The 20441-nt window shown below is 74.0% G+C and carries 11 protein-coding genes (1 of these 11 cut by a window edge); 4 read left to right on the forward strand and 7 right to left on the reverse strand.

What is annotated here, in order from left to right; genetic code table 11:
• From ABT158_RS18185 to ABT158_RS18200, 4 genes are read left to right on the forward strand one after another with little or no spacing between them, the layout of a single operon-like run.
• Complete coding sequence (locus tag ABT158_RS18185) at nucleotides 1-312, forward strand: acyl carrier protein (protein ID WP_352354601.1); 312 nt, start codon at nucleotides 1-3, stop codon at nucleotides 310-312.
• Nucleotides 309-4268: a non-ribosomal peptide synthetase gene (locus ABT158_RS18190; RefSeq protein WP_352354603.1), complete on the forward strand. Its 3960-nt coding sequence runs from the start codon at nucleotides 309-311 to the stop codon at nucleotides 4266-4268. Before ABT158_RS18185 ends, ABT158_RS18190 begins: the two co-directional genes overlap by 4 nt.
• Complete coding sequence (locus ABT158_RS18195) at nucleotides 4265-4999, forward strand: thioesterase II family protein (RefSeq protein ID WP_352354605.1); 735 nt, start codon at nucleotides 4265-4267, stop codon at nucleotides 4997-4999. Before ABT158_RS18190 ends, ABT158_RS18195 begins: the two co-directional genes overlap by 4 nt.
• On the forward strand, nucleotides 4978-5997 hold the full coding sequence (locus ABT158_RS18200) for an LLM class F420-dependent oxidoreductase (protein ID WP_352354607.1): 1020 nt from the start codon (nucleotides 4978-4980) through the stop codon (nucleotides 5995-5997). The genes ABT158_RS18195 and ABT158_RS18200 overlap by 22 nt, the downstream gene beginning before the upstream one ends.
• Here the strand turns inward: ABT158_RS18200 and ABT158_RS18205 are convergent.
• The 7 genes in view from ABT158_RS18205 to ABT158_RS18235 are tightly spaced (each overlapping or abutting the next) and all read right to left on the reverse strand, a layout consistent with a single transcriptional unit that may run on beyond the window.
• On the reverse strand, nucleotides 5966-7234 hold the full coding sequence (locus ABT158_RS18205) for an MFS transporter (protein ID WP_352354609.1): 1269 nt from the start codon (nucleotides 7232-7234) through the stop codon (nucleotides 5966-5968). The two genes, ABT158_RS18200 and ABT158_RS18205, sit on opposite strands and share 32 nt — an antisense overlap.
• Nucleotides 7215-10835: a non-ribosomal peptide synthetase gene (locus tag ABT158_RS18210; protein WP_352354611.1), complete on the reverse strand. Its 3621-nt coding sequence runs from the start codon at nucleotides 10833-10835 to the stop codon at nucleotides 7215-7217. The genes ABT158_RS18205 and ABT158_RS18210 overlap by 20 nt, the downstream gene beginning before the upstream one ends.
• Nucleotides 10832-13864 carry a non-ribosomal peptide synthetase gene (locus tag ABT158_RS18215; protein WP_352354613.1) on the reverse strand — a complete coding sequence of 1011 codons (3033 nt, stop codon included), beginning with the start codon at nucleotides 13862-13864 and terminating at the stop codon, nucleotides 10832-10834. Before ABT158_RS18215 ends, ABT158_RS18210 begins: the two co-directional genes overlap by 4 nt.
• Nucleotides 13857-16985 (reverse strand): non-ribosomal peptide synthetase, encoded by a 3129-nt coding sequence (locus tag ABT158_RS18220; protein WP_352354615.1) that lies wholly within the window; start codon nucleotides 16983-16985, stop codon nucleotides 13857-13859. The genes ABT158_RS18215 and ABT158_RS18220 overlap by 8 nt, the downstream gene beginning before the upstream one ends.
• A complete protein-coding gene (locus tag ABT158_RS18225; protein ID WP_352354617.1) occupies nucleotides 16982-20122 on the reverse strand; it encodes a non-ribosomal peptide synthetase in 3141 nt (1046 codons plus the stop codon). Before ABT158_RS18225 ends, ABT158_RS18220 begins: the two co-directional genes overlap by 4 nt.
• Nucleotides 20115-20330: an MbtH family protein gene (locus ABT158_RS18230; protein ID WP_352354619.1), complete on the reverse strand. Its 216-nt coding sequence runs from the start codon at nucleotides 20328-20330 to the stop codon at nucleotides 20115-20117. The genes ABT158_RS18225 and ABT158_RS18230 overlap by 8 nt, the downstream gene beginning before the upstream one ends.
• Nucleotides 20327-20441 carry the 3' portion of a type I polyketide synthase gene (locus ABT158_RS18235; RefSeq protein WP_352354621.1) on the reverse strand. 5306 nt of this gene lie beyond the right edge of the window, so the window shows 115 of its 5421 coding nt (coding positions 5307-5421); the start codon falls outside the window, past its right edge; it ends in the stop codon at nucleotides 20327-20329. Before ABT158_RS18235 ends, ABT158_RS18230 begins: the two co-directional genes overlap by 4 nt.

The raw sequence follows: 20441 nt of genomic DNA on the forward strand, positions 1-20441 counted from the left end.
ATGACCCAGGCCGACGCGGTTGCATCACTCGTGGAGCGCAGGTTAGGCCGCGCCCTCGATCCCGATCTCAACTTCTTCGAAGCCGGTTTCGACTCGCTCGCGCTGGTCGAGCTGCACGAGGAGATCACCGAGGCGCTGGGCCTGAAGCTGCCGGTCACCGCGATGTTCACCCACCCCAACCTGCGCGCGCTCTCGCAGCTGATCGCGAAGGGCCAGACGGCCGCCCCGGCCAGGCAGGACGGCGTCCGCCGCCGTCCGCTGGGCGGCAGCCGCCGCGACGTGCGCGCCAGGATCCGCGAGGAAGGTCGGTGACCTCGCACGAACAGCCCGTCGCGGTGATCGCGGTGGGGCGTTTCCCGCTGGAGACCGGGGCCGCCGAGGAGGCCGGGCACGATCCCGGAGCGCAGGTCGTCCGGCTGTACGGCGGGGTCGGCAAGGCCTGCGCGGCGCTGCTGGCCGGGGAGTGCGAGCTCGCCGTGACCGACGCCGGCGAGCTGCCGCCAGGAACGCTGCGCGGCACCCTGGTCCTGCGGCTGCTCGACCGGGCGTTGCTCGACGGCGACCTGGTGCACCGGGTGATCTGGCCCGACGACCTGGAGATCGAGGAGGGCTACCCGCCGGTGCACGCGCCGGGCGACGGCCGTCCGCGGGTCGTGGTGTGGTCCGGCCGCACCCGCGAGGAGGCCGAGTCGGCACGGCGCAGCCTGGCCGGCTTCTTCGCCGGGCTGCCGGAGGACCGCTACGCCGACGTGGCGGGCACCCTGCAGCAGGGACGCGTCCACCACCCCGTGCGCGGCGCGGTGGTCTGCCGGACCGCCGCGGAGGCCGCCCTCGCGCTGGGCCGGGAGCACGCCTACGAGCAGGAGCCGGTCCGCCTGACCCTCTCCGCCGAGGCAGCCGGCCTGTACGGCGTGGAGCCGGTGTTCACCGAGGCCGTGGACGTGTGCGAAGAGGTCTTCGAGGCCCGCGGCGTCCAGGCGTCACCCGCTCTCACCGCCGCCTACGGGCTGGCCGCCACCCTCGCCGCCTGGGGCGTTCTGCCCGACGTCCCGGACCCGGCGGCCCTCGCGGACGACCCCTCGCCGCACGACACGCTCGCCGCCCTCACCCGGGCGAACGCCGGGGCCGAGGTCGAGGCAGGTCCCGGCCGGGCGGGGCTGCTGGCCGCCGTGGCCAGGTTCTGGACGGGCGGCGGCCGGGTGGACTGGGCCGCGCTCGACCCCGATCATCCGCTGCAACGCGTCCCCCTCCCGAGGCCGCAGCCGGAGCTGCCCGCCCCCGTGGAGGAGCCGCGCCCGCTGTCGGCCGTGCCGTACTCGTTCTGGGTGCTGGAGCAGCTCGCGCCGGACAGCGGCGTGTCCAACCTGGCGGTGGCGCTCAGGTTCGACACGCCGCTGCGCCGGCTGCCGCTGCAGATCGCGGTGAACCGGCTGGTCAAGCGGCACCCGGCGCTGCGGCTGCGGTTCCCCGTGGTGGACGGGACGCCCGTCCGGCACCTGGTGGCCCCGCAGGACGCCCAGCTGAAGGTCGAGACCCGGGCCACGACCGAGGAGACGCTGGTCGCGGACCTGCAGTCCTTCCTGGACGAGCCCTTCGACCTCGGCCGCGACCTGCTCATCAGGGTGGGACACTTCACCCTGCCCGACGGCGCGGGAACCGTGGTGTGCCTGGCCGGCCACCACATCATCATCGACGGCACCTCCATGCAGCTCCTGGTGGAGGAGCTGGGCCGCTTCTACGACAGCCAGACCGGGCACGGCTCGCTGCCCCCCGAGCTGGCGGGGCCCGCGCCGATGCTGGAGCCGGGGGAGCCCTCGGAGGAGTCGATCGGCTACTGGCTGGACCGGCTCGACGGCGTCGACCCGGCCGCCATGGTGCTGCCGGGCAGCAGGCCCTCGCCGGTCCGTCCGACGTTCGCCGGGCACACCTGCTCCTGGCAGGTGGACGCCGAGACGGTGGCGGCCCTGGACGAGCTGCGCGCCCGGCTGCGCACCACCGGCAACATCGTGCTGGCCACCGCCTTCCTGCTGACGCTGCGCGGGCACGGCGCCGGGCCGGACCTGGTGATCGGCATGCCGGTCAGCACCAAGACGGGCGAGCAGCACCGGCGCGTCGGCTACGCCGTGAGCACCCTGCCGCTGCGCGTCCACGTCGAGCTGGACGACGACTTCGAGCAGGTCGCCAGGCGCGTGGAGGAGGCGTTCGCGGAGGGCGTCGAGCACGCCGGGGCCTCGGTGGAGGCGGTGCTGACCCGCCGCGGGCACGGCACGGACGACTGGCGGGTCCCGCTGTTCCGGCACATGTTCAACTACCGGCCCTGGAGCGACGAGAAGGTGCACATCCAGGGCGAGGTGCCCGGATACGTGGACAACCTGATCGACCGCAGCCGCCTGGACATGCAGTGCAACGTCATCCAGGAGCCGGACCGGCTCACCGTCCGCATGGTGCACAGCACCGAGGTGCACGACGAGGACGAGATCGCGGCGTTCACCGCCAGGCTGTGCGCGGTGGTGCGGCAGGCGGCGCGCGGCGGCGTGCCGGACGTGTTCTCCCCGGCCGACCGGGCGTTGCTCGACCGGGTCAACGACACGGGCCGCACCTGGCCGGGGACGCTGGCCGGGCGCATCCTGCCGGGCCCGGCCGTGGCGGTGCGCGAGGGCGCGCACGAGGTCACCTACGACGAGCTGCTGGCGCGCGCGGCCGCGGTCCGCGACCTGCTGCGCGAGCGCGGAGTGGGCGGCGGCGACGTCGTCGCCCTGGCCCTGGGACGCTCGGCGGACCTGGTGGCGGCGGTCCTCGGCGTGTGGCAGGCGGGAGCCGCGTTCCTGCCGCTGGACGTGCGGCAACCGGAGTCGCGCCTGGCCTTCCAGGTGGCCGACTCGGGGGCGCGGCTGGTCGTCGCGGCGGGCAGTCCGCACTGGGCGGGCGGGACGCCGGTCGTGCCGATGCCCGGCACGCGGGGAGAGCCCGGACCCGCAGAGACCGGGGACATCGCCTACGTCATCTACACCTCCGGCTCCACCGGCCGGCCCAAGGGCGTGCAGGTCACGCACGCGAACCTGACGAACCTCGTGCTCGACTTCGCCGACCGGCTGGGCGCGCCCACCAGCGTCCTGTGGTCCACCACCACCTCCTTCGACATCTCCTGGCTGGAGCTGCTGCTGCCGCTGGCCTCCGGCGGCACCGTGGTCGTGGCCTCCGACGAGGACCAGCTGCAGCCGGGCAGGTTCCTGGAGCTGATCGCCGCGAGCGACGTCCAGGTCGTGCAGGCCACCCCCACCGCGTGGCGGCTGATCGCGCCGGAGGCCGGGCGCGAGCTGGCCGGGCGCACGGTGCTGTGCGGCGGCGAGCCGATGCCCGCCGTCCTGGCCAGGGACCTGCTGGAGCTGGGCTGCCGGGTGTTCAACGTCTACGGGCCGACCGAGACGACCATCTGGTCCACCGCCGCCGAGCTGCGCGAGCCGCCGCTCGACCCGGTCCCCGCCGGGGAGCCGCTGGCCAACACCCAGATCTTCGTCACCGACGCCGCGGGCCGCGAGCTGCCGCCGGGCGTGCCGGGCGAGCTGTGCGTCGCCGGCGCGGGGGTGAGCGCGGGCTACCTCGACCGGCCCGAGCTGACGGCGCAGCGCTTCGGGCACCACGACCGGTACGGCCGGTTCTACCGGACCGGCGACCGCGCGCGCATCCGCCACGACGGCGGGCTGGAACTGCTCGGCCGCGACGACCGGCAGATCAAGCTGCGCGGCCACCGCATCGAGCTCGGCGAGGTCGAGGCCGCGCTGCACGAGCACGAGGCGGTCCGCACGGCCGCGGTGATCCTCGACGGCGACCCGCAGACCGACGGACGGCTCGCCGCCTTCCTGGAGGTCACCGCCGAGACCACCGAGGAAGAGCTGTGGCGCTTCGCCAGGACGCGGCTGCCCGACTACGCCGTCCCCACCCGGTACGTCGTCACCGGCAGGCTGCCCACCACGGCCAACGGCAAGATCGCCTACCGTGAGCTGAAGGTGCCCGACGAGGGCCGCGCCCCGGCGCGGGAGGCCGGCGACGGGCTGGTCCGGCAGGTGGTGGCGCTGTGGAGCGAGGCGCTCAACCGGCCCGGACTCGGGCCGCACGACAACTTCTTCCTCAACGGCGGCCACTCCGTGCTGGCCGTCCGGCTGATCGGCCCGCTGGAGGAGCTGGCGGGCCGCGCCGTCTCGGTACGGGCCGTGTTCGACCATCCGACGCCGGCCGAACTGGCCCTGCACCTGGGGGAAGCCCGATGACGCCGTGGTACGTCCAGGTCAAGGAGGGGGAGCGGGCGCTGGTCGCCTTCCCGCACGCGGGCGGCGGTCCGGCCTCGCTCGGCGAGCTCGCCGGGCACTTCCCGCCCGAGGTGGGCCTGTGGTCGGTCAACCTGCCGGGACGTCAGGCCAGGCTCGCCGAAGAGCCGCGGACCGACCTCGAAGGGCTGGTCGACGACCTGGCGCGCGACCTGGCCGGATGGCGTGAGCCGTACACGCTGTTCGGCTACTGCAGCGGGGCGTTGCTGGCCTTCCTCGTCTGCCGGCGCGTGGTCGAGCTGGGCGGGCGGCCGGAACGGCTGGTCGTGGGCTCGTTCGCGGCGCCGGACGTGACCCTGCTGCTGCGCCGCCTGCCGTCGTTGCCGTCGTGGCTGTTCTGGGAGCAGCTGATCGAGCTCGGCGGCGTCCCGCCGGAGCTGGCCGACCGGGAGGCGCTCTGGCCGGTGCTGGAGCCGGCGCTGCGCGCCGACTTCGGGCTACTGGCCGGCTATCACCACCGGCCGGGGCCGCCGCTGCCGGTGCCGATCTCCGTCCTGTACGGAGCCAGGGACGCCTCGCTGACCAGGGGCGGCCTGCTGGGCTGGCGGCGGCAGAGCGTGCACAGGCCCGCGTTGAAGGAGCTCGACTCCACCCACTGGCTGGCCGAGGAGACCCCCGACGCCCTGGCCGCCGCGATCGTTGAGGAGATGGGATGCGCCTCGGTTACAGCATGAGCTACTGGGGCGGCGCGGGCCTCGGCCCGGCCGACCACCTGGCGCTGGTCCGCGAGGCGGAGGCCCTGGGCTATTCGTCCGTGTGGGCGGCCGAGACCTACGGGACCGACCCGGCGACCCTGCTGGCCTGGATCGCCGGGCAGACCGAGCGCATCGCGCTCGGCACCGGCGTGCTGCAGATGTCGGGACGCAAGCCCGTGGTCGCCGCGATGACGGCGGCCACCCTCGACCAGGTCTCCGGCGGCCGCGCCCGGCTGGGCGTGGGCCCGTCCGGCCCGCAGGTGGTCGAGGGCTGGCACGGCGAGCGCTTCGACCGGCCGCTGGCCCGCGCCCGCGACTACCTCCAGGTGGTGCGCAAGGCGCTGGACGGCGAGCCGGTGCGGCACGAGGGACCCACGATGTCGCTGCCGCTGCCCGGCAGCGAGGGCAAGGAGCTGACGCTGGCCGTCGCGCCGGTGCAGGAGCGGCTGCCGGTCTACCTGGCCGCGATGGGCCCGAAGACGGTCGCGCTGGCCGGCGAGCTCGCCGACGGCTGGCTGGCCATCCACTTCCCGCCCGACCACCTGGCCCGCATGGCCAAGCACCTGAACGGCACCGACCTGGACGTCGCGCCCATGGTGCTCACGCTCGTCGAGGAGGACCAGGAGCTGGCCTACGACATGATGCGGCCCATGCTCGCCCTCTACCTCGGCGGCATGGGCTCGCGCCGGACGAACTTCTACAACCGCCTGGCCGCCACGCTCGGCTTCGAGCAGGAGGCCGCCCGCATGCAGGAGGCCTTCCTGGACGGACGGCAGGGCGAGGCCATGGCGATGCTGCCCGACGCGCTCGTGGACGCGATGACCATGTGCGGCCCCGCGGGCAAGGTGCGCGAGCGGATGGCGGCCTACCAGGAGGCGGGCGCGACCACGCTGATCGTCGGCCTGGTCACGCCCACCCGGCGGCTGCGCAGCCGTCAGCTGCGGCTCATTGCGAGTCTGGCTCCGGCATCCCGATGAGCTTGGCCAGCGGCGACCAGGCCATCGCCGCGATCGGCACGAGAGCGCCGATGGCGATGACCACCCACAGCGTCGTCCGCGTCCCCACGGCGCCGGCCAGCAGGCCGGCGCCGAGCGCGCCCAGCGGGGCGGGGATCAGGCCCAGCGAGTAGATCGAGGCCACCACCCGGCCCTGGAGGTGCGGCGGGGTGACCGTCTGCACCAGGCTGGTGTTGGTGACGAAGAAGATCTGCGAGCTGACGCCGCTGACCAGCTGCGCGACGACGAGCATCGCCACCGAGACCCAGACCGGCCCGACGGCCAGCGGAATGAGGAAGAGCGCCAGGTTGCCGTACACCATCGACCACACCAGCACCTTGCCGATCGCGTGGCGCCGCATCACCTTGACGGCGACCAGCGCCCCGATGATCGCGCCCACGCCGCCGCCGGCCAGGATGCTGCCGAACCAGCCCGCGGGCACGCCCAGGTCGCGGATCACGTACAGGGCGTAGATCGAGTTCATCGAGCCCAGGATGAACAGCGAGTACACGGCCGAGGAGACGGCCAGCGGCCGGATCAGCTCGTGCCGCATCACCCAGCCCATGCCCTGCCAGATCGCCTTGTGCACCTGCCCGGGGGTGGTGTCGTCCGGCTCCGGACGGGCCTCCGGCCGCTTGATCAGGGACACCGCGATCGCGGAGGCCAGGTACGACACCGCGTCGATGATCAGCAGCGCGGGCGCGGCGAGCACCTTCAGCAGCGCCGCGGCCAGGCCGGGCCCGAACGTCTGGGCGGCCGACTCGGTCAGCTGCAGCTTGGAGTTGCCCTCCATGAAGTTCTCCCGCGGCACCAGGAACGGGAAGTAACTCCGGTAGGCCGTCTGGAAGAGCGTGCTGAGCAGGCCGAGCGCGAAGATGACGCCGTAGAGCCAGGTCAGCGTGAGCAGGTCGGCGAACCACGCGACCGGGATCAGCATCAGCAGCACGAACCGCGCCACGTCCGTCCAGATCAGGATGGGCCGCTTGCGCACCCGGTCGGCCAGCACGCCGAACAGCAGGAAGAACACCATCGGCAGCCGCAGCAGGAAGCCGACGACGCCCATCTCCGCCTCGGAGGCGTTCAGGACGGTGACTGCGATGACGGGGAACGCGAAGAGACTGATCGCCGAGCCGAACTGCGACAGGCTCTGGCCCGCCCACAGCCGCAGGAAGTCGGGGTGCTTCCAGAGGCTCGTCTGCTCACTGGTCGGGGATGCCATGATCCATCCACCTTCTGATCTCGGTGGCCGCTCCGGCGACCAGGGGTTCGTACAGGATGGGGACGCGTTCCTCGGGGATCGCGACGTGGGCGAGCCGCCCCTTGGCGACGGAGGGCCAGTTGCCGTCCTCGCGCCTGGGCGCGAAGAGCGCGACGTCGCCGTCGTAAGGCTCGTGCCGGTAGCCGCCGACCGCGTGCGCGTTGGCCCGGAACACGGCCAGGTAGCGGCGCGCCTGCTCGACCTCGGCCGTGTCGGGCGCCAGCCGGTCGGCGGCGGAGGCGGCGCCCATGACCGTCAGCAGTTGCTCCTCCGGCGGACGGGCGGCGAGTTCGGCCAGGTCCAGCCCGAGGGTCTCCTCGGGGCCGCCGGCCAGCGCGTGGAACAGCAGGACCGTGTCGTCCTCCAGCGACGCCTCGGCCACGGGCTCCTCGGCGTTGGCGTAGAGGAGCACGACGAGCGGCACCTGCTCGCCGCGCTCGCGCAGCCGCCTGGCCACCTCCAGGGCGATGTTCCCGCCGATGCAGAACCCGCCCAGCACGTACGGCCCCGCCGGCCGCACCTCCAGCAGGTCGGCCACGTAGGCGTCGGCCATCTCGGCGAGCGTGGCGTGCGGCTCCTCGCCGGGCGCCAGCCCGCGCGCGGCGATGGCGTACACCGGCTGGTCGGGGCCGAGGCGGCGGGCCAGCGGGTGGTAGCGGAAGACCTGGCCGCCGAGCGCGTGGATGAAGAAGATCGGCGTGCGGTCGCCGTCCGGGTTGAGCGGCACGACGTGGCTCGGCGGCGCCAGGTCCTCGGGCTGGCGGAGCACCCTGGCCAGCTTGCTGATCGTCGGCGCGGTCAGCACGGTGCCCACGGGCAGGCTCCGCCCCAGCTCCTGGCGGATGCGGGCGGCCAGCCGCAGGGCGCTCAGCGAGTGGCCGCCGAGCTCGAAGAAGTCGTCCAGGATCCCGGCCGCGGGCACCTGCAGCACCTCTTCGTAGAGCGTGGCCAGGCGCGCCTCCACCTCGTCGCGGGGCGGCACGTACGGCCGGCCGCCCGCCGTCTCCGGCGCGGGCAGCGCGGCCCGGTCCAGCTTGCCGCTGCGGGTGAGGGGGAGGGCGTCCAGGCTCACCCACCGGCGCGGGATCAGGTGGTCGGGCAGGACGTCCTGGAGGTCGGGCACGTCGCCCACCACGTAGCCGACCAGGCTGTGCCCGTGCGCCGTGACGGCCGCGTCGCGGACCCCCGGCTGGGCGCGCAGCACGGCCTCGATCTCCCCGGGTTCGACGCGCATGCCGCGGATCTTGACCTGGTGGTCGGTGCGGCCGAGGTATTCGAGTTCCCCCGAAGGCAGCCAGCGGGCGAGGTCGCCGGTCTTGTAGAGGCGCTGGCCGTCGGGGGCGGGGAGGAAGCGTTCGGCGGTGAGTGCGGGTTTGCCGAGGTAGCCGCGGGCGAGTTGGACGCCGCCGATGTAGAGCTCGCCGGGGGTGCCGATGGGGACGTCCTGGAGGTGTGCGTCGAGGACGTGCAGGGTGGTGTTGTCGACGGGTTTGCCGATGGGGACGGTGGTTTCTCCGGGTTGGCAGGGGTGCCAGGAGACGTCGACGGCTGCTTCGGTGGGGCCGTAGAGGTTGTGCAGTCCTGGGAGGTCATGGCCGGGTGGGAGGGCTTCGCCGGAGCAGATGATCCGGGGCGGGAGTTGGACGTCCTCTTCTTCCAGGAAGGCTTGGAGCATCGAGGGGACGAAGTGCGCCGTGGTGATGTTCTCGGTCTTGATGAGGTCGCGCAGGTAGGCGGTGTCGCGGTGGCCGCCGGGCCGGGCGATGACCATGGTGGCGCCGGTGATGAGCGGCCAGAACAGTTCCCAGACCGAGACGTCGAAGGTGGTGGGCGTCTTGTGCAGGACGCGGTCGTGCGGGGTGAGGTGGAAGGTGTCCTGCATCCAGCGCAGCCGGTTGACGATCGCCCGGTGCGAGACGCCCACGCCCTTGGGCCGCCCGGTCGAGCCGGACGTGAAGATGACGTAGGCCAGATTGTCCTCGCGCACCGGCGGCGGCGTGAACCGGTCTCCGGAGCCCGCGGCGGTGAGGACGGTCGCGGCCCCCGCGTCGGCGAGCATGCCGCGCCGTCGTTCCTCGGGATCGGCCGGGTCGAGCGGCAGGTAGGCGCCGCCCGCGGCCAGCACGCCGAGGAGCACGACGGGCAGGTCCAGGCCGCGTTCCATGCAGACGCCGACCGGCTGGTCCACCCGCACGTCGAGCCCGGCGGCCACCGCGCGGGCCCGCTCGGCCAGCTCGCGGTAGGTCAGCCGGTCGCCCTCGAACACCAGCGCCGTCGCGTCCGGGGTGCGCTCGGCCTGGGCGAAGACCAGGTCGTGCAGGGTGCCGCCCGGGTGCTCCCGCTCGGTGGCGTTCCACCGCGCGAGCTGAGCCGCGTCCTGCGGCGAGATGGCGGCCTCTCCGGACAGGGCGCGGAGGTAGTGGTCCCGGATCGCCGCGATCTGGCCGGCGGGGAACTGCGTGGTGTCGTAGGAGATGGTCAGCGTCAGCCCCTGGCCCGGCGTCCGGACGAAGGCCGTGCTGAAGGCGAAGTCGGTCTGCTCGAAGAAGTCCTGGCCCTCGATGGGCGTGGCGGCGGCGCCGTTCACGTGGAAGTCGCGGAAGTCCACGTGCGTGTCCAGCAGCCGCGCGCGACCGCTGGCCCGCTGGATCTCGAAGAGCGGGAAGTGCCGGTACGGCAGCGCCGCCACCTCCGCCCGGAAGACCCGCTGGACCAGGTCGGGCGCGTCGGCCCGGACCCGCAGCGGGACGGTGTTGAGGAACAGGCCGAGCACCTCGTCACCGGCCTCGCTCTCCGGGCGGCTGTGCGTGAGCATCCCCGTCAGGACGTCGGGATCGCCGGTGAGCAGGGCCATGACGCGCACGTGCGCCGCGAGCACCACCGACCGCAGGGGCACCCGGGCGGCGGCCGCCTGCTCGGCCAGCGCCTTGGCCAGCTCGGCGGGGAGCGCCGTGGCGAGCACCGCGACCTCGCGCGGCCCGCCGGTGGGGTAGCCGGGCATCCGGGGCAACCGGCCCTCCGGCGCCTCGGCGATCGCCTCCCGCCAGAACTCCGCCGCCTCCGGCCGGGCGAGCATCGCCTTCTCGGCCGCCACCAGGTCGCGGAAGCGCGCCGCCGGCGGCTCCACCGGCAGCCCGGGGGTCGCATAGCGTTCCAGCAGCTCGCTGACCAGCCTCGCGACGCTCCACCCGTCGAGGATCGCGTGGTGGAAGTAGACGGTCAGCGCGAACCGGTCGGCCTCGGGCCGCACGTGGACGCGGAGCAGGGGGGCCCGCGTCCAGTCGAACGGCCCGTACTCCGGCTCGCCGCCGGAGACGGTCAGCGGGATCTCCGCCCGGTCGTGCACGAGCTGGACGGGCTCGCTGAACCCGGTCAGGTCGAAGGACGTCCGCAGCACCTCGTGCCGGGCCGACAGCTCGTCCAGCGCCCTGACCAGGGCGGCCTCGTCGAAGCTGCCGCGCAGCGTGAGCGTGGTGTGGTCGTGGAAGGTCACGCCGTCCAGCTCGCTGTGGTACAGCATCCCGGCCTGGAGGGCGCTGAGCGGGTAGGCATCGATGATCATCGCGTGAGCCTCTCTCTGTCCGCCACGCTGAGCAGGTCGAAGGCTCCCGCCGTGGTCTCCGGTACGGCCTGCCGCGGCCGCAGCACGGCGGCCAGTTCGGCGACCGCCTGATGGGTGAACAGCTGCTGCAGTTCCACGTCGTAGCCGGCGGCGCGCAGCCGGGCCACGACCTTGAGACTGCTGATGGAGTCGCCGCCCACGGCGAAGAAGGCGTCGTGCCGGCCGGGCCGGTCGAGGCCGAGCACCTCCTGCCAGACCTGCGCGACGGCGATTTCCGCCGCGCCGCGCGGCGGCTCCCACGGCAGGTCGGCCGGGCGGTCGGGCGCGGGGAGGGCGGCGCGGTCGAGCTTGCCGTTGGCGGTGACGGGCAGTCGGTCCAGCCGCACCCACGCCGTCGGGACCATGAAGTCCGGCAGCGCGTCGGACAGGTCGGGGACGTCGCCGACGACGTAGCCGACCAGGCGGCCGTTCACCAGCTTGGCCGCCGCCGCCGTCACGCCGGGTCGCTCGCGCAGCACGGCCTCGATCTCGCCCAGCTCCACGCGCATGCCGCGGATCTTGACCTGGTGGTCGGTGCGGCCGAGGTATTCGAGTTCCCCCGAAGGCAGCCAGCGGGCGAGGTCGCCGGTTTTGTAGAGGCGCTGGCCGTCGGGGGCGGGGAGGAAGCGTTCGGCGGTGAGTGCGGGTTTGCCGAGGTAGCCGCGGGCGAGTTGGATGCCGCCGATGTAGAGCTCGCCGGGGGTGCCGATGGGGACGTCCTGGAGGTGTGCGTCCAGGACGTGCAGGGTGGTGTTGTCGACGGGTCTGCCGATGGGGACGGTGGTTTCTCCTGGTTGGCAGGCGTGCCAGGAGACGTCGACGGCCGCTTCGGTGGGGCCGTAGAGGTTGTGCAGTCCTGGGAGGTCATGGCCGGGTGGGAGGGCTTCGCCGGAGCAGATGATCCGGGGCGGGAGTTGGACGTCCTCTTCTTCCAGGAACGCCTGCAACATCGAGGGGACGAAGTGCACCGTGGTGATGTTCTCGGTCTTGATGAGGTCGCGCAGGTAGGCGGTGTCGCGGTGGCCGCCGGGCCGGGCGATGACCATGGTGGCGCCGGTGATGAGGGGCCAGAACAGTTCCCAGACCGAGACGTCGAAGGTGGTGGGTGTCTTGTGCAGGACGCGGTCGTGCGGGGTGAGGTGGAAGGTGTCCTGCATCCAGCGCAGCCGGTTGACGATCGCCCGGTGGGAGACGCCCACGCCCTTGGGCCGTCCGGTGGAGCCGGAGGTGAAGATGACGTAGGCCAGATTGTCCGCACGCACCCGCACCACGGACGCCGCGGCCGGCCGTACGTCCGCCGCCGTGACCACCAGGTCGGCGCCCGCGTCGGCCAGCATGCCACGCGTGCGCTCCGCCGGGTGGGACGGGTCGAGCGGCAGGTAGGCGCCACCGGCCGCCAGCACGCCGAGAAGCACGACGGGGAGATCCAGCCCGCGTTCCATGCAGACGCCGACCGGCTGGTCCACCCGCACGTCGAGCCCGGCGGCCACCGCGCGGGCCCGCTCGGCCAGCTCGCGGTAGGTCAGCCGGTCGCCCTCGAAGACCAGGGCCGTCGCGTCGGGGGTGCGCTCGGCCTGCTCGAAGACCAGCTCGTGCAGGGTGCCGCCCGGGTGCTCCCGCTCGGTGGCGTTCCACCGCGCGAGCTGCTTCCGCTCCTCGTCCGGCAGGATGTCCAGACGCCCCACCGGCACGTCGGGGGACGCCACCACCGCACGCAACAGCGCGGCGAACCGCTGCGCCAGCCGCTCGATCGTCTCCGGCCGGAACAGCTCGGCGTTGTAGACGAAGCGGCCCTCCAGCAGCTCGCCCCGCTCGGCGGCGTAGAGCTCCAGGTCGAACCGGGTGGTCGTGCTGTCCGGCTCGAAGCCCTCGCCGTCGCCGCGGTAGCTCTGCAGTGCGAACAGCACCTGGACCAGCGGCGGGCGGCTGACGTCGCGTTCGGGGTCCAGCTCGGCGACCAGCTTCTCGAAGGGCAGCTCCTGGTGGCCGTAGACCTCGATCGCGCCGTCCCGCGTGCGGCGCAGCAGCTCGGCGAAGCCGGGGTCGCCCGCCAGCCGCGCCCGCAGCGGGAGCAGGTTGACGAACAGCCCGACCACGTCCTCGAACTCCGGCCGGGTCCGTCCGGCCACCGGCGACCCGACCGCGAAGCCGGTCGTGCCGGACCAGCGGGCCAGCAGCACCTGGAAGGCGGCGAGCAGCCCCATGTAGAGCGTCGCCCCCTCGGCCCGGCACAGCTCGCCGAACGCCGCCACGTCGATCTCGACGTCGTGCCAGCCGCCCCGGAAGCTCTGCCTGGGCGGGCGCGGCCGGTCCAGGGGCAGGTCGAGCACCTGCAACCCGTCCAGCTCGGCGCGCCAGAACGCCAGGTCGCCGGCCAGCCGGTCGCCGCTCAGCCGCTCCCGCTGCCACGACGCGTAGTCGCCGTAGCCCAGCCGCGGCCCGCTCTGCGGCGGGGTCAGCAGCTCGCGGAGGATGAGATCGGCCGACCAGCCGTCGGCGACGATGTGATGGACCGCCACCAGCAGCGCGTGGTCGTCGGGCGCGAGCCGTACCAGGGTGGCGCGCAGCAGCGGGCCGTCCGCCAGCTCGAAGGGGCGCGCGGCGTCGGCGCTGAGCACCTGCCTGGCCGCCGCCTCGTCCGGCACGTCCACGACGCGCAGCGGCACCCGCACCCGGTCCGCCACCCGCGCCTCCGGCCGCCCGTCGGGGCCGGCGGGGAAGGTCATGCGCAGGCTCTCGTGCCGGGCGACCACGGCGTCCAGCGACTCCCGCAGCCGGTCGGCGTCGAGCGGGCCGCGCAGCCTGGCCGACACGGGCAGCACGTACGCGCTCGTCCCGGGGGCGAACTGCTCCATGAACCACAGCCGCTCCTGCGCGAACGACAGCGGCGGATCGCTGCCCTCGGCGCGTCGCGGGATCTGCTCCGCGGCGCCCAGGCCCGCGATCGCCTTGCGGAAGCGGGCCTGCACGCGCGCCTGACGTTCATCCACGCTCGTCGGCCTCCTCGGCCAGGTGTTCCAGGGCCGCGGCCAGCAGGCGTGGCGTCGGGTGGGTGAAGGCCAGCTTGAGCGGCACGTCCAGCTCGATGGCCGCGGCGATGCGGGCCGTGGTCCTGGTGGCCAGCAGCGAGTGGCCGCCGAGCTGGAAGAAGTCGTCCAGCGCGCCCACCCGCTCCAGCCCCAGCACCTCGGCCCAGACCAGGCAGACGAGCTCCTCGGCCGCGCCGGCCGGCGGCTCGTAGCCGGCGCCGCGCGGCCGGCCCGGCGCGGGCAGGGCGTCCCGGTCGACCTTGCCGCCGGGGGTCAGCGGGATGCGGTCGAGCGAGACGATCGCGCTGGGCACCATGTGCGGGGGGAGCTCGGCGGCGAGGTGGTCGCGTAAGCCGTCCCCGGCGTCGTGGACGGCGTAGGCGATCAGGCGGTCCTCGTGGACCACCACCGTGGCCTGCCGCACCGACGGGTGGGCGAGCAGCGCCGCCTCCACCTCGCCCGGCTCGACGCGGTAACCGCGCACCTTCACCTGCCGGTCCAGGCGGCCGAGGATCTCCAGGCCGCCGTCCAGGCGGAAGCGGGCCCGGTCGCCGGTGCGGTAGAGGCGCGAACCGCCGGGGCCGGGGACGAAACGCTCGGCCGTGCGGGCGGGCGCGCCCCGGTAGCCGCGGGCCAGGCCGCTGCCGCCGATGTGCAGCTCGCCCGCGACGCCGGCCGGCACCGGGAGCCCGTCGGGGCCCAGCACCTGGAGCGTGGTGCCGGGCAGGGCGACGCCCACGGCCGGGCGGCGCAGCGCCTCCGAGGGGTCCATGTCGGCCGTGGCGGCGATGATCGTGGCCTCGGTGGGTCCGTAGCTGTTGACCAGGCGCACGCCCTGGGGGCCGGAGGCGTACCAGGCGGCCAGCGCGGGGCCGGGCAGCGGGTCGGCGCCCAGGATGACCAGCCGCAGGCCGGGCGGCCATTCGACGCCCATGGCCACCAGCTCCTGCCAGTACGACGTGGGCAGGTCCAGCACGGTGAGCGCGGCGCCCTCCGGCGTCTTCAGGAAGTCCGGCAGCGGCTCGTCCGGGCACAGGACGAGCTCCGCGCCGGCGGCCAGCGCCGGGTAGATCTCCTCGGCGTGCGTGTCGAAGCTCGGCGAGGCGAACTGCAGGACGCGGTCGCCCGGCCCGAGCTCGTAGTGGCCGCGCATCCAGCCCACCCGCGACGCCAGCGCCTCGCGCGGCACCTCCACGCCCTTGGGACGTCCGGTCGAGCCCGAGGTGTAGATCACGTAGGCCAGCGAGCCCGGCCCCGCGACCTCGGCGTGCGGCGCCCGCGGCGACTCGCGGAGATCGTCCTCGTCCAGCACCAGGGCCGCGCCCGCGTCCGCCGCCATCCACCGCAGCCGCTCCGGCGGGTACGCCGGGTCGAGCGGCAGGTAGGCGCCGCCCGCCCGGCCGACGGCGAGCATCCCGGCGATCAGCTCCACCGAGCGCCCGGCGCGCAGCCCCACGACCGTGTCCGGCCCGACCCCGGCCGCGGCCAGGCGCCCGGCCAGCGCGGCGGCCATGGCGTCCAGCTCGGCGTAGGTGACCCGGCGGTCGCCGTGGCTCACCGCCGTCGCGCCGGGCGCCAGCCGGACGCGCTCCTGGAAGAGGTCGAGCACGTCGCGCGTGGGCGGCTGCGGGGTGTCGAGGACCGGCGGCCGGTCCTCGGGCAGCAGCATGGCCGCGCGCAACGCGGACAGCGGCGTGCCCGGGTCGCGCACGACCGCCTCCAGCACCCGCTCCCACCGCCGCAGCAACCGCGTCGCGGTCTCCTCCTCGAACAGGTCGCGGGCGTAGGACAACATCGCCCAGAGGGAGCCGTCGAACTGGGTGACGTCCAGCATCAGGTCGAACTTCGCCTGGGTCGCGCCCGGGTCGAACATCTCCGCCTCTATGCCGGGCAGCGGCAGGGCGCCGGCCTCCTTGTCCTGGATCACGAACATCGCCTGGAACAGCGGCGTCGTGCTCAGGTCACGGCGGATGCCGAGGTCGTTGAGCAGGCGTTCGAAGGGGATGTCCTGGTGGGCGAACGCGTCCAGCACCGTCGCCCTGGTCCGGGCGAGCAGCGTGCGGAAGGACGGGTCGCCGGACAGGTCGCCGCGCAGCACGAGCGTCTCGGGGAAGAAGCCGACGACGTCCTGGAGTTCCGGGCGGTCGCGGCCGGCGATGACCGAGCCGACCGTCAGGTCGTCGGTGCCGCAGTGCGCGCCCAGCAGGAGCTGGTAGGCGGCCAGCAGGACCATGAACAGCGTGCCGCGCTCGTCCCTGGCCAGCTGCTCCAGCCGGGCCGTCAGCTCGGGGCCGATGCGCCGCGCGCAGTAGTCGCCGTCGGCCACCCGTACGGCCGGCCGCGGCCGGTCCGTGGGCAGGTCGAGCGGCTGCACGCCGTCGAGCTTGGCGCGCCAGTAGTCCAGCGACTCCCGGGACGGCTCGCGGCCGCGCTGCCAGGCCGCGAAGTCGCGGTAGTCGATCGACGGGACGCCCAGCCCGGCCGCGTTCCCGGTGTAGCAGGCGGCCAGCTCGGAGAAGATGATCTTCAATGACCAGCCGTCGGCCACCAGGTGGTGCAGGACCAGGCAGAGCACGTGATCGGTCGCCGACAGCGTGATCAGGTGCACCCGTACCAGCGGCCCGGTGGCCAGGTCGAACGGCGTGTTGGTCAGCTCGGCCACGATGGCCGTGGCGCGGGCCTCGCGTTCGGCGGCGGGCAGGTCCGCGAGGTTCACCAGCACCGGATCGAGCTTCAGCGCCGGCTCCACGACCTGGACCGGGCCACCCTCCACCGCGGGGAAGCGGGCCCGCAGCATCGGATGCCGGGCCGCCACCGTGGCCAGCGCCCCGGCCAGGTCGCGGATGGACAGCTCGCCGCGCAGCCGCTGCACCATGTACATGTTGTAGGAGGCGTCGGCGGGGTCGAGCCGCTGCAGGAACCACAGCCGCTCCTGCCCGTAGGAGAGCGGCGCCGGCGCGTCCGGATCGCTGCGCGGGGGGATCCCGGCGGGCCGGGCCTTCGGCTGCCGCTGGAGCCTGCGCTCCAGCGCCGCGCGCTGCTCCGGGCTGAGGCGGGCCAGCCGCCCTCTCACCTCGCTCATCCGTCCGCGTCCTCCGCCAGGAGATCGTCCAGCTCGACGTCGCCGAGCTGGAGTTCCAGCACGGCCAGCGCGTGCTCGGCCACCGTGGTGAGCTCGAAGCAGACCCGCAGGTCCATCTCGATCCCGTACGCCTCCCGGTACCGGGTGATCAGCAGGACGGCCAGCAGCGAGTGCCCGCCGAGCGCGAAGAAGTCGTCCTCGACGCCCACCCGGTCACGGCCGAGCAGCTCGCCCCAGAGGGCGCACAGCTCCTCCTCCAGCGGCGTCTCCGGCGCGACGTAGGTGGTGCCCAGATCGCTGCGGCCGGGCCCGGTGGGCGGCGGCAGCGCGGCCCGGTCGAGCTTCCCGCTCGGGCCCAAGGGGAACGCGGTGACCTGCACGAACGCCTGCGGCACCAGCGCCGCCGGCAACGTGCGGGCCGGCCCGGTGCGCAGCTCGTGCGACAACCGGCTCGGCTCGCCCGTCCAGTCCACGTAGGCCACCAGCCCGCGACCGCCCGGCGCGTCGTCGCGCAGCGCGACGACGACCCCGCGCACCCGCGGGTCCTCGGCCAGCGCCGCCTCGACCTCGCCCAGCTCGACCCGCCAGCCGTGCACCTTGACCTGGTCGTCGATGCGGCCGAGGAACTCCAGCTCCCCGTCGGCGCGCAGCCGGGCCAGGTCGCCGGTGGCGTACAGCCGCGCGCCCGGCGGGCCGTACGGGTCGGGGACGAAGCGCTCGGCCGTCAGCCCCGGCCGCCCCGCGTAGCCGCGGGCCACCTGGACGCCGCCGATGTGCAGCTGGCCGGGCACGCCGACCGGCATCGGCTCCAGGCGCTCGTCGAGGACGTGCAGGCGGCAGCCGGGCATCGGGCGGCCGATGGGGATCACCGTCTCGCCCGGCCGGCAGGCGTGCCAGGAGACGTCGACGGCCGCCTCGGTGGGGCCGTACAGGTTGTGCAGCTCCACGCCGGGCAGGCGCTCGAAGAAGCGGGCCGCCGTCCTGGGCGGCAGCTCCTCGCCGCTGCACACCACGCGCCGCAGCGACGCGCACGACTCGATGTTCGCCTCCTCCAGGAAGAGGGCGAGCATCGACGGCACGAAGTGCATCGTGGTCACCGCGTGCCGCTTGACCAGGTCGCGCTGGTGACCCGGGTCGCGGTGGCCGCCCGGCCGCACCGGCACGAGGCAGGCGCCCTGCAGCAGCGGCCAGAAGAACTCCCACACCGACACGTCGAAGCTGGTCGGCGTCTTCTGCAGCACCACGTCGCCGGCCGTCAGGCCGAACGTCTCCTGCATCCAGGCGAGCCGGTTGACGATGCCGCGATGGGTGTTGACCACGGCCTTCGGCCGCCCGGTCGAGCCCGAGGTGTAGATCAGGTACGCGGCGTCGTCCGGCCCGGTCACCGGGTCGAGGTCGCCGGAGCCGAGGTCGTGGTCGTCCTCCAGCAGCACCGTCTCGACCGGCCCGAAGGACGGCAGGTGGCGCTGGGTGAGCAGCACCCGCGCGCCGGAGTCGGACAGCATGAACTCCAGCCGGTCCCGCGGGTACTCCGGGTCCAGCGGCACGTACGCCCCGCCCGCCTTGAGCACCGCGAGCAGCGCGACGACCAGCTCGGGCGAGCGTTCCGCGCAGACCGCGACGGGCCGCCCGCGCTCCACGCCGATCTGCCGCAACCGCCGGGCCAGCCGGTTGGCGCGGCCGTTGAGCTCGGCGTAGGTGAGCGTGACGTCGCCGAAGACCACGGCGGGGGCGTCGGGGGTCGCGGCGGCCCGGGCCTCGATCAACGTGTGCAGGGTGCCGGGCCCGGCCGGCGGCCCGCCGTCCCCGAGGGCCAGCACGCGCGCCCGCTCGTCCGCGGCGAGCACGGGGAGCTCGGGGACCGCCCGGCCGGGGTCGGCGGCGGCCGACTCGACCAGCGTGCGCAGGTTCGCCTCGAAGCGTTCGATCGTCTCCGCGTCGAACAGGTCGGTGGCGTACTCCAGCCGGGTGTGCAGCAGCCCGTCGCGCATGTTGACGTCGAGCTGGAGGTCCACCTTGGCGGTGCCGTTGGCGATCTGCCCCTCGTTGGTGCGGATCGCCAGGTTGAACATCACCTGGTAGAGCGGCGGCACGCTCAGGTCCCGGGCCGGCTGCAGGTCCTCCACGAGCCGCTCGAACGGCAGCTCCTGGTGGTCCAGCGCCTCGGCCACCGTCGCCCGCACGCGCCCGGCCGCCTCGCGGAAGCTGGGCGCGCCCGACAGGTCCACGCGCAGCGGCACCGCGTTGACGAACATGCCGATGACCGGCTCGGTCTCGGGCAGCAGCCGGCCCGCGACCGGCGTGCCCACCACGATGTCGTCGATCCCCGACCAGCGCGACAGCACGGCGGCGTACGCGGTGAGCATCACCGTGAACAACGTCGTGTTGAGCTCCTTGGCCAGCCGCTCCACGCCCGCCGACAGCTCGGGGGAGTAGGCGCCGAGCCGGATCCCGCCCCGGTAGCTCCGGCGGGCCGGCCGCGGCCGGTCGCCCGGCAGGGCGAGGTCGGCGGGCACCCCGGCCAGCCGCTCGCGCCAGTGCACCAGCTCGGTCTCCAGGAACTCGCCGGACAGCCTGCCGCGCTGCCACACGGCGAAGTCGGCGAACTGGATCGGCAGCTCGGGCAGCTTCGGCGGCCGGTCCTCGCCGAGCGCGTCGTAGCACTCCTCCACCTCGTCCATGAAGACCATGGAGGAGACGCCGTCGAAGATCGTGTGGTCGAAGACGACGGCCAGCCGCAGGTCGTCCTCGGCCAGCTTGACGTGCCTGCCGCGGTACAGCGGCGCCCGTTCCATGTCGAACGGCAGCACCGCGTCCGCCCTGGCCAGGCGGGCCAGCTCCGCCTCGGCGGCGGCCCGCGGAAGGTGGCTCAGGTCCGTCTCGGTCAGCGCCGTGGGCGGCGCGCCGGGGTGGACGATCTGCACGACCTGCCCGTCCCGGAAGTCGAACGTGGTGCGCAGCGCCTCATGACGCCGCACGACCAGATCGATCGCCCGCTCCAGCCGGCGGGGGTCCACCGGCTGCCTGGCCGCCATCGGCATGACCATGCCGATGTTGTAGACGGCCAGATCGGGCTCGAAGCGCGAAAGGAACCACATCCGCTCCTGGCCGGAGGATGCGGGGAAGGCATCACTCACTGTCCATGGCCTCTCGCAGACTCTTCGGCCGCATGTCGGTCCACACCTGCTCGATGTGCGCCAGACAGGCGTCCTTGGTGCCGGAGAAACCGGCGTCGTACCAGCCGGAGGGGTTGTCCCGGCCGGCGGGCCAGATGGAGTACTGCTCCTCGTCGTTGCGTACGACCTTGGTGTCTGCGCTGGTTTCTGGGCTGATCTCGGTGCTCATGCGGAACTCCGGGGAAGACGGGGGATGGTCTGGGTGGCGGGCCCGGAAGGAGCGGGCTCGGGGGCGGCGGCCGTGGCGGCGTCGATCAGGGCCGCGACCCCGGCCACGGTC

Source organism: Nonomuraea sp. NPDC001636, assembly GCF_040298265.1.
Lineage (GTDB): Bacteria > Actinomycetota > Actinomycetes > Streptosporangiales > Streptosporangiaceae > Nonomuraea.

Excerpts from the sequence above, each read along its gene's own strand:
- ABT158_RS18185 (WP_352354601.1), top strand. The coding sequence starts at position 1 with ATGACCCAGGCCGACGCGGTTGCATCACTCGTGGAGCGCAGGTTAGGC.
- ABT158_RS18195 (WP_352354605.1), top strand. The coding sequence starts at position 4,265 with ATGACGCCGTGGTACGTCCAGGTCAAGGAGGGGGAGCGGGCGCTGGTC.
- ABT158_RS18200 (WP_352354607.1), top strand. The coding sequence starts at position 4,978 with ATGCGCCTCGGTTACAGCATGAGCTACTGGGGCGGCGCGGGCCTCGGC.
- ABT158_RS18205 (WP_352354609.1), bottom strand. The coding sequence starts at position 7,234 with ATGGCATCCCCGACCAGTGAGCAGACGAGCCTCTGGAAGCACCCCGAC.
- ABT158_RS18210 (WP_352354611.1), bottom strand. The coding sequence starts at position 10,835 with ATGATCATCGATGCCTACCCGCTCAGCGCCCTCCAGGCCGGGATGCTG.
- ABT158_RS18220 (WP_352354615.1), bottom strand. The coding sequence starts at position 16,985 with ATGAGCGAGGTGAGAGGGCGGCTGGCCCGCCTCAGCCCGGAGCAGCGC.
- ABT158_RS18230 (WP_352354619.1), bottom strand. The coding sequence starts at position 20,330 with ATGAGCACCGAGATCAGCCCAGAAACCAGCGCAGACACCAAGGTCGTA.